We start from the raw sequence: 7,687 nt of genomic DNA on the forward strand, positions 1-7,687 counted from the left end.
CCCTTCTTAAGGAAGCGAGAAAGTCGTCCTTCATCAACTTTACCCTTGTCTCACAATTATCGGGCAACAGTTGTTGATACGGCGGAAAGTTTCCTTCAATAAGTCGCGAAACAACGACCGTATCGTTCATCTTAAAATATACCTGATTTTTCGCAAGCCCAATCTCAACATCTTCTTCACCGCATATCTTCGAGACCTCGTCCATGCAGCGTGCGGGGATAATCACTTTCATGTCATCGGCGGCGGCTCCGTCGACGGCCATCTCATTTATCGAAAGACGATAGCTATCGGTGGCCACCATCTTCAGGCGCCCTTTGTCGATCGTCGTCAAGATACCGCATAACACCGGGCGGGTCTCGTCCTTTGAAACCGCTTTCATAACCTGTCTGATCGCCGAGGAAAGTTTTTTACCCGGGATCGTTATCGTTTTTTCCGCCTTGCAATCGGGAAACTTCGGAAAATCCTCCGCCGAAAAAGCTTTTAAGCTGAAGAGAGACGAGCCGCAGGTGATCTTAACGCTGCCGTTTTTGTTGTCGATGTCCAGCTCTACTTTTGCGTCGGGAAGGTTTTTGACCACGTCGCTCATGAGGCGCGCCGGAAGGACCGCGGCATCCGCGTTTTCTACGCTAATCGGGAGTCGATATTTCATCGATAGCTCGAGATCCGTCGAGCATACATTGAGGTGCCCGTCTTCGGCGACAAATAAGATTCCCGACAAGATGGGCAAAATGCTTCTCGATGAAACCGCCTTCTGTATGGTTTGTAAGGCGGTGTTTAATTCACCCTGCGTTATATTTATTTTCACATGTGCCTCCTTCTATAAGAGTATATAAAATATGTTTAGTTGTAATAGTAAGTGTTGTTAATTGTGTTAACAACCGCCAAACGTGCTCGTAAGGCTGTTGTTTCTCTTGTTGATTACTCAGGGCATAACTTGTGCAAAATGTTAGGCGAATCGTAATTGCATAATAACTAACAAAGTTATTAACAGCTTTTATGTCTCTTTATGTCTTGTGTTTTATGCGATTCGTTAATTCTTGAACCTGGTTATATACCTCTCGCTGTGTGCTGATCATCTTACTCACCTTAGTGTTCGCATACATAACGGTTGTATGGTCCCGTCCCCCGAATTCCTCCCCTATCTTAGGAAGGCTGAGATCGGTAAGTTCCCTCGCCAAATACATGGCGATTTGTCGCGGGTAGACGACCGGCTGCGAGCGCTTGTTTCCGACAAGTTGAGATTTTGAAATATTAAAATAACGGCACACTTCCGCCTGGATCGTCTGAACCGAAATCGGGCGGCTGGCATGGTTTGGAAAGATGTCCTTTAACACCTCTTCGGCCATAGATATATTCACCGGCGCCTTTGTAAGCGACGAAAACGCGATGATCCGGATAAGGGAGCCTTCGAGTTCGCGGATGTTCGATTGTATTTTAGAAGCGATAAACTCGAGAACCTCGTTTGGGACCGAGAGTTTCTCGATTTGGGCTTTTTTATGAAGGATCGCGATTCTCGTTTCTAAATCCGGCGGCTGAATATCGGTAATGAGCGCAGCCGGTCTTCAAGGGTCGCAATGTCTTTCGGCGGGCGGTCGCTTGAAAGGACGATCTGTTTATTCGCCTCATGGAGCGTGTTGAACGTGTGAAAAAATTCCTCCTGCGTCCCCTCTTTGTTTTCGAGAAATTGGATGTCGTCGACGAGGAGGATGTCGTTATCGCGGTACCGTTTTTGAAATCCTGAAATCTTGTCTTTGTCTCGAATGGACGCGACAAAGTCGTTCAAGAATTTCTCGCAGGAGACGTAGCGAACCTTTAATCCGGGATGGTGGTTGATAACGTAGTGGCCTATCGCCTGTAAGAGATGCGTTTTTCCAAGCCCCACACCCCCGTAAATAAAGAGTGGATTATAGGCTTTTGATGGCACTTCGGCCACCGCCAACGCCGCCGCGTGTGCAAACCTATTGCTCCCGCCTATAACAAACGACTCAAATGTATAGCGGGGATTAAGCGACGTCGGCTGGCTTTTCATCTCGCCTTTTTTGGGCCGGGCGACTTCGGGCGCTATTGAGAGTTGCTCCGCTTCATCGACGACGACCTTTATTTGCATCTCCTCGCCTAGAACCTGAAAGAGCGCATCGGCAATGAGGCTGCTGTAGCGCGTTTCGAGCCACTCTTTAGTAAACGAGTTCGGCGCAGAGATAATTAATTCTTCCGCCTCTATCTGCACGGGGCTTGTGTTTTCAAACCAGGCCTTATAGGTAGGAGTATTAAGTTGTTTCTTTATTATTTTTAGGGCTTGACCCCAGATAATATCAAGCTGGTTTTGCAAGAAAATCCCACCTATGGGTTTAGAATGTCATCCAAGTATTCGATGCCGATGGATGTAAGAACTCTTTTGCCCTGCTCGTCCGCGGAAATTAACGCCTTCTCCTCCAAGTATATCAAATCTCGGTAAGCCGTGCTAAGGCTGATATTAAGCTCACCCGCTATCTTGGAGGGACCGACAGACCCGAATTCCATAATAAGAAAGAGGACCTGCCTCTGGCGCTTGTTTAAGTCGAAGTTGATGGGCGTTTCCGCCTTTATCGTCTCACCGGGCGTAGTTTGAGCGCCCGGGACCTTAAGTGTGATAACGGTGCCGTGATCCAAGTTGTCCTCGATTGTGAGCGCGCCGCCGAGAAAATAGAGGGTTTCTTTGGTTATAGGAAGGCCCGAGCCAACGCCTTTAATATACTGTTTCATCTCTGATGTGGCCGTTGAGAAGCCCGGCTCAAACGCCTTGTCTTTGTTCTTTATTCCCGGGCCCTGATCTGATATCCTCACCGTGTTGCCGTTATCGAGCACGCTTATGACCACCTCTTTAAAGTAAGCGTGTATAAGGTTCTCTATGATTTCTCGCAAGACCGTATATGGTATGTTTCCACCGATTTCTTTCGATGACTGGTAGGTCTTTGTGGCCAGCAGATTTATAAATTCGTCATAATCATCGGCGTCGAGTTCGATGATGCGCGGCGCGGCCCTGAGTGAATCATAGACGGCAAGACGTGCGGCAATCCGCTCTTTAGCCGCCACCGCGGCCGTGTTTTCCAGGGACGTCGCTTCTTGCCCGGTAGAGGGTGTCTTTATCCTCTCTTGTTCCAAATTATCGACGAACCGCTGAAAGTAGTTTTCCATACATGATCCTTTATTGATATAAGAGCCGTATTTATCCCCTGAGTTATCAACAATAACTTAGGTAAAAAAAGTAGGGCAAGGCCTCTCTATGCAGCTAGTTATTTTGTTTCCTTTACCGCCCGCTAAAAAATGAAAAGACTTTCAACACCCCTTGAAAGGCCGAAAACGTGCAAAAACCTAAAAGTTATCCACAGCTCTTTCCACATGTGTGGAAAAGTATTGAAAACGGATTTTCACGCTTTCCCGAAATCCTAGTAGACGATGCGATAACCAGATATTAACTTTTCAAGAGACGCTTGCAAAGGAAAAACAGCGCATTCCTGTGGAAAACTTCTATTTTTAGGGGGTTTTGCCAAAAAAAACCCCTTACGGCTTGTTTTAAAAGGGAAAATAAAGCCACCCCACAAACGACATCTATAATCGCGCCGCTTACCTGCAGTTTTAATTGGTATTAATATATGATAAATTATAACAGACGCATATTTGTAGAGTAAACAAGCGAGCTATAAGGGCAGGCAGAATGGATGAAAACAAAGTTATTAACATTATCCACAGCCCTTTAATGAGGAGCGTCAGGGAATTCATTACCTTGACATATATATACAGGCAACAATATAATTATGGCTGTTCTTTTTTTATATAAGGAGAAAAAATGAAACGGACCTTTCAACCAAATACGAGAAAAAGAAAAAAGACGCACGGCTTTAGAATTAGAATGAGAACTAAGGCCGGACGTAGAGTGATCTCAAGCCGCCGCCGGAAAAATCGAGATAGATTGTCGGCGTAAACGGTTAACATGCGCAGGGAAGCACGTATAACTTCCGGCAAAGACTACAAGGACGTGTACCGCAACGGGAAATCTGCGGCGAATAAGTACCTGGTAGTCTATTTTTTAAAGAAGCGGGAAAGTGGACTCCGCCTTGGGATCTCGATATCGCGAAAAGTCGGCTCTGCCGTAACCCGAAATAGAATAAAACGACTTTTAAGAGAAACTTTTAGACTTAACGAAGCCGAGATCAAACAAGGATACGACATAGTGCTTATAGCAAGGCAGCCGATAAAAGGAAAGTCTTTTCACGAGGTTGAAAAGGCTTTTATTGATATTCTTTCGAGAGTAGGGCTCATAGAAAAAAGAGATGAAACAATTAGCGATAGCATTGATTAGACTATACCAGAACTACATATCGCCAATGCTTCGGCCATCGTGCAGGTATTATCCCACGTGCTCAAGCTACGCGCTCCAGGCCATCGATAAGTATGGCTTTTTTAAGGGGGGCTTTATGGCTACGAGCCGTATACTGCGCTGCCATCCTTTTTCTCCCGGGGGCTACGATCCAGTAAAGTAATAAAGGAGGCATTTTAATTTGGGCAGCATTTGGCAAGGCCTGATAGATATACTCGCGGCAACGCTCACATTTTTTAACGCATATGTCCATAGTTATGGCGTAGCGATCATATTATTAACCGTCGCGGTGAGAATATTTATCCTTCCGCTAACAATTAAGCAAACCAAGTCGATGTATGAGATGCAAAAACTCCAGCCGAAACTAAGGGAATTGCAGGAGAAATACAAAGACAACAAAGAAAAACTACAACAAGAGATGATGAAGTTCTATTCGGAGAACAAGGTGAACCCCTTCGGCGGGTGTCTACCGCTGATTCTACAGTTGCCGATATTTTTCGCGCTGTTTAGAATGTTGTTGAACAACAAAGAGCTTCTAAATGCGACATCGCTTGGCCTACAGCTTGGACTCAAGCCGAGCTTGGCGTTCGCGCACGGGATAATCCCGTTCATACCATATTTGATTCTCATCATCTTAATGGCGGTTACGACCTATCTGCCTCAGAAAATGATGGCGACCGACGCACAACAACAGAAGATGGGTCTTTACATGGTACCGCTTATGGTGTTTTTCGCATGGAGTCTGCCGGCGGGTGTTTTGATATATTGGGTGACGACAAACATTTGGACCATAGCGCAACAATATGTAACCCTAAGGCTTGCAAAAACGGCGGAGGTTAGTTAATGACAACAGTTGTAGAAAAAGAAGGCGGCACAGTCGAAGAGGCGATCAAGGAAGCACTTGAAGAACTGGGTGTTGATCGCGCTGATGCGAAAGTGGAAATATTAGAAGAAGAAAGCAAGGGCTTTTTTGGAAGGCTCGGCGCCGGAAAGGCTCGCGTTCGGGTATCGGTCATCGACAGGGGTGTTCAAAAAACAGAGGCACTCATCAAGGAGATCATGGAGTATCTCGGCGTCGATGGGGACATAGCGGTCCATGAAACCGACGATGCGATAAAGATAGATATCACGGGCGGAGAGCTTGGGTTGTTGATTGGAAAGCGCGGCGAGACGCTAAGCGCGATTCAAACGATAGCCAATGTCACGCTCAGAAAAGCGGGCACGGTGAAAAAGCTCCTTGTCGACATTGAGAATTACCGGCAGAGACGGGCGGAGAGCCTTGAGGAAATGGCTAAGCAGGCGGCCGAAAAAGTCGCGAGCACAGGCAGAACGGTCGTATTAAAACCCATGAACGCCTATGATAGAAGGATGATTCACCTCGCGCTGCAAGATAACGACAAGGTGTTTACCGAGAGTCAGGGTGAGGAGCCGGATCGGCTGGTAAAAATAGTGCCGAAAGCATAGCTCTTAGTCAAGCAAGGTTCACAATAACAATCGAAGCACCCGGCGCCATCCGACCGGGTGCTTTTTAGTTACAACAACGCCGGCATGGGATGTTAACTATTAATTTACAATCGTTAACTAATAGTTAACATATAGCTGTTTACTTTGGCTCTTGTGGCACGCGCACAATGCTTTATCATTAACGGCACGGTTAACGAAATATTTGAGATATGGTGAAAATGATGGGTAACGGAAATGACACAATAGCGGCGATCTCGACAGCGGTCGGTGAAGGGGGGATCGGCATCGTACGGATCAGCGGTGATGAGGCGGTAGCTGTTGCTGAAAAGATAATAAAAAAGCGCGACGGCGAGGGTCTTGGTGCGCTACGCAGCCACAGCATGTTTTTAGCTTCGGTGATCGATCCTGTCGATGGTTCTCAAGTTGATGAGGCGCTGGTTTCCATAATGAGATCCCCTCATACGTATACCTGCGAAGACGTTGTTGAGATAAACTGCCACGGCGGGGTTATGGCCCTCAGAAAAACCCTGGGCGTGGTGCTCGGTGCCGGCGCGCGGGCGGCAGAGGCGGGAGAGTTTACAAAACGCGCATTTCTAAATGGCCGCATTGATTTGACCCAGGCCGAGGCGGTTATCGATACCATCAGGTCAAAGACCGACGCGGCGCTAAAAGCAGCTGTAAGCCAGCTTGAAGGGGGCCTGTCGGAAAGAATCCGAGAGGTGGCCGAAAAGGTTGCCGATGTGCTGACGCAGGTAGAGGCCGCCGTCGATTTCTCGGATGAGGACATCGAGACGTTACCCGCACCGATCTTGCTTGGTCTGCTTAATGAGGCGGATCATGTGATAGGGCACCTGCTTACAACAGCCATAAGGGGCAGGATGATAAAAGAGGGCGTGAGAACGGCAATAGTAGGAAAACCCAATGTTGGAAAATCGAGCCTTTTAAACGCACTGCTGCGAAAAGAGCGCGCCATCGTAACCCCGATTCCGGGAACCACACGGGACGTCATCGAGGAAACGATTACCATCAAGGGCATTCCGCTGGTTTTACGAGACACGGCCGGTATTCGGGAAGCCTCTGATGAGGTCGAGCGGATCGGCGTGCGCCTCGCACAAGAGGCCATAAAAACGGCGGAAATCGTGCTGTTTGTCGTGGATGGAAACCAGCAGATAACGGCCGAAGACACACGGCTTATTCATGAGGTTGATGGGGAAGCACTGATTCTGGTAGTGAATAAAGCGGACCTCCCCATGTCGCGGTCGGCACAAGGACTCGCAGTACCCGAGAGGTTTAAGGCCAGAGTGGAACTCTCTGCGCTGAGCGGGGACGGAATTGAAGTGCTGGAAGACACGGTTGAGAAGATACTCCTTGCGGGAAGCCTTGATGCGGCCGGCTCGGCTATAGTTACAAATGCACGGCACGAGCAGCTTTTGCAGCACGCACAAGCCGGGATTAACGAGGCGATGGAGCTTATTACAACAGGAAGGCCGGAAGAGATTGTCGCAACCGTTCTGCGGGATGTCCTTGATAGTTTGGGAGAGATCACGGGAGAGACGGTTGGCGAGGATGTCCTCGGAAGGATATTCGGTCAGTTTTGTATAGGAAAATAGATTGCTCGGTATACGTGCGCCAAATGTTCTTGTAACAGGGATATTTGGCACCAGTTCCATATGGAACGAGGACCGCAGGGCAGCATAACCGGCGGTATGGTTGGTAATAGACAGAGCAGTGAGAAGGAAGTATAAGGCGTGAGAGACAACGTGTTTGATGTAATAGTCATAGGGGCAGGACATGCAGGATGCGAGGCGGCGCTTGCCGCTTCTCGTATGGGTGCGCGGACGCTGCTTTTAACGATTAGCTTGGACA

Annotated in this window: 9 protein-coding genes and 1 pseudogene; 7 read left to right on the forward strand and 3 right to left on the reverse strand. The window is 48.0% G+C overall.

Going from position 1 to position 7,687, the window contains the following annotated elements:
- From dnaN to ACYC56_RS10265, 3 genes and pseudogenes are all read right to left on the reverse strand, one after another.
- Positions 1 to 805 (reverse strand): DNA polymerase III subunit beta (dnaN, locus tag ACYC56_RS10255; protein WP_461374085.1); only part of this gene is annotated, 805 nt, incomplete at its 3' end.
- A gap of 199 nt (positions 806 to 1,004) precedes the next feature.
- Positions 1,005 to 2,329, reverse strand: a pseudogene (dnaA, locus tag ACYC56_RS10260) (chromosomal replication initiator protein DnaA).
- Between the two features lie 11 nt (positions 2,330 to 2,340).
- A complete protein-coding gene (locus ACYC56_RS10265; protein ID WP_461374086.1) occupies positions 2,341 to 3,174 on the reverse strand; it encodes an ATP-binding protein in 834 nt (277 codons plus the stop codon).
- A gap of 652 nt (positions 3,175 to 3,826) precedes the next feature.
- On the opposite strand from ACYC56_RS10265, the gene rpmH reads away from it, so the two are divergent.
- From rpmH to ACYC56_RS10300, 7 genes are all read left to right on the forward strand, one after another.
- Positions 3,827 to 3,961, forward strand: coding sequence for a 50S ribosomal protein L34 (rpmH, locus tag ACYC56_RS10270; protein WP_461374087.1), 135 nt, complete (start codon positions 3,827 to 3,829; stop codon positions 3,959 to 3,961).
- A 9-nt stretch (positions 3,962 to 3,970) separates the two neighbouring features.
- Positions 3,971 to 4,339, forward strand: a complete 369-nt coding sequence (gene rnpA / locus ACYC56_RS10275) for a ribonuclease P protein component (RefSeq protein ID WP_461374088.1) — start codon at positions 3,971 to 3,973, stop codon at positions 4,337 to 4,339.
- Positions 4,311 to 4,520 (forward strand): membrane protein insertion efficiency factor YidD, encoded by a 210-nt coding sequence (gene yidD / locus ACYC56_RS10280; protein WP_461374089.1) that lies wholly within the window; start codon positions 4,311 to 4,313, stop codon positions 4,518 to 4,520. The genes rnpA and yidD overlap by 29 nt, the downstream gene beginning before the upstream one ends.
- Positions 4,521 to 4,538: 18 nt before the next feature.
- Complete coding sequence (locus tag ACYC56_RS10285; protein ID WP_461374090.1) at positions 4,539 to 5,201, forward strand: YidC/Oxa1 family membrane protein insertase; 663 nt, start codon at positions 4,539 to 4,541, stop codon at positions 5,199 to 5,201.
- Positions 5,201 to 5,821 (forward strand): RNA-binding cell elongation regulator Jag/EloR, encoded by a 621-nt coding sequence (jag, locus tag ACYC56_RS10290; RefSeq protein WP_461374091.1) that lies wholly within the window; start codon positions 5,201 to 5,203, stop codon positions 5,819 to 5,821. Before ACYC56_RS10285 ends, jag begins: the two co-directional genes overlap by 1 nt.
- Before the next feature lie 218 nt (positions 5,822 to 6,039).
- Positions 6,040 to 7,431: a tRNA uridine-5-carboxymethylaminomethyl(34) synthesis GTPase MnmE gene (gene mnmE / locus ACYC56_RS10295; protein WP_461374092.1), complete on the forward strand. Its 1,392-nt coding sequence runs from the start codon at positions 6,040 to 6,042 to the stop codon at positions 7,429 to 7,431.
- Between the two features lie 138 nt (positions 7,432 to 7,569).
- On the forward strand, positions 7,570 to 7,687 hold a 118-nt coding region (locus ACYC56_RS10300; RefSeq protein ID WP_461374093.1), incomplete at its 3' end, for an FAD-dependent oxidoreductase.

This window comes from Candidatus Aquicultor sp., from assembly GCF_054640775.1.

What these genes read in the sequence shown, in the direction of transcription:
- rnpA (WP_461374088.1), top strand. Translation starts at nt 3,971, where the DNA reads ATGCGCAGGGAAGCACGTATAACTTCCGGCAAAGACTACAAGGACGTG.
- jag (WP_461374091.1), top strand. Translation starts at nt 5,201, where the DNA reads ATGACAACAGTTGTAGAAAAAGAAGGCGGCACAGTCGAAGAGGCGATC.
- ACYC56_RS10265 (WP_461374086.1), bottom strand. Translation starts at nt 3,174, where the DNA reads ATGGAAAACTACTTTCAGCGGTTCGTCGATAATTTGGAACAAGAGAGG.
- rpmH (WP_461374087.1), top strand. Translation starts at nt 3,827, where the DNA reads ATGAAACGGACCTTTCAACCAAATACGAGAAAAAGAAAAAAGACGCAC.
- yidD (WP_461374089.1), top strand. Translation starts at nt 4,311, where the DNA reads ATGAAACAATTAGCGATAGCATTGATTAGACTATACCAGAACTACATA.
- mnmE (WP_461374092.1), top strand. Translation starts at nt 6,040, where the DNA reads ATGATGGGTAACGGAAATGACACAATAGCGGCGATCTCGACAGCGGTC.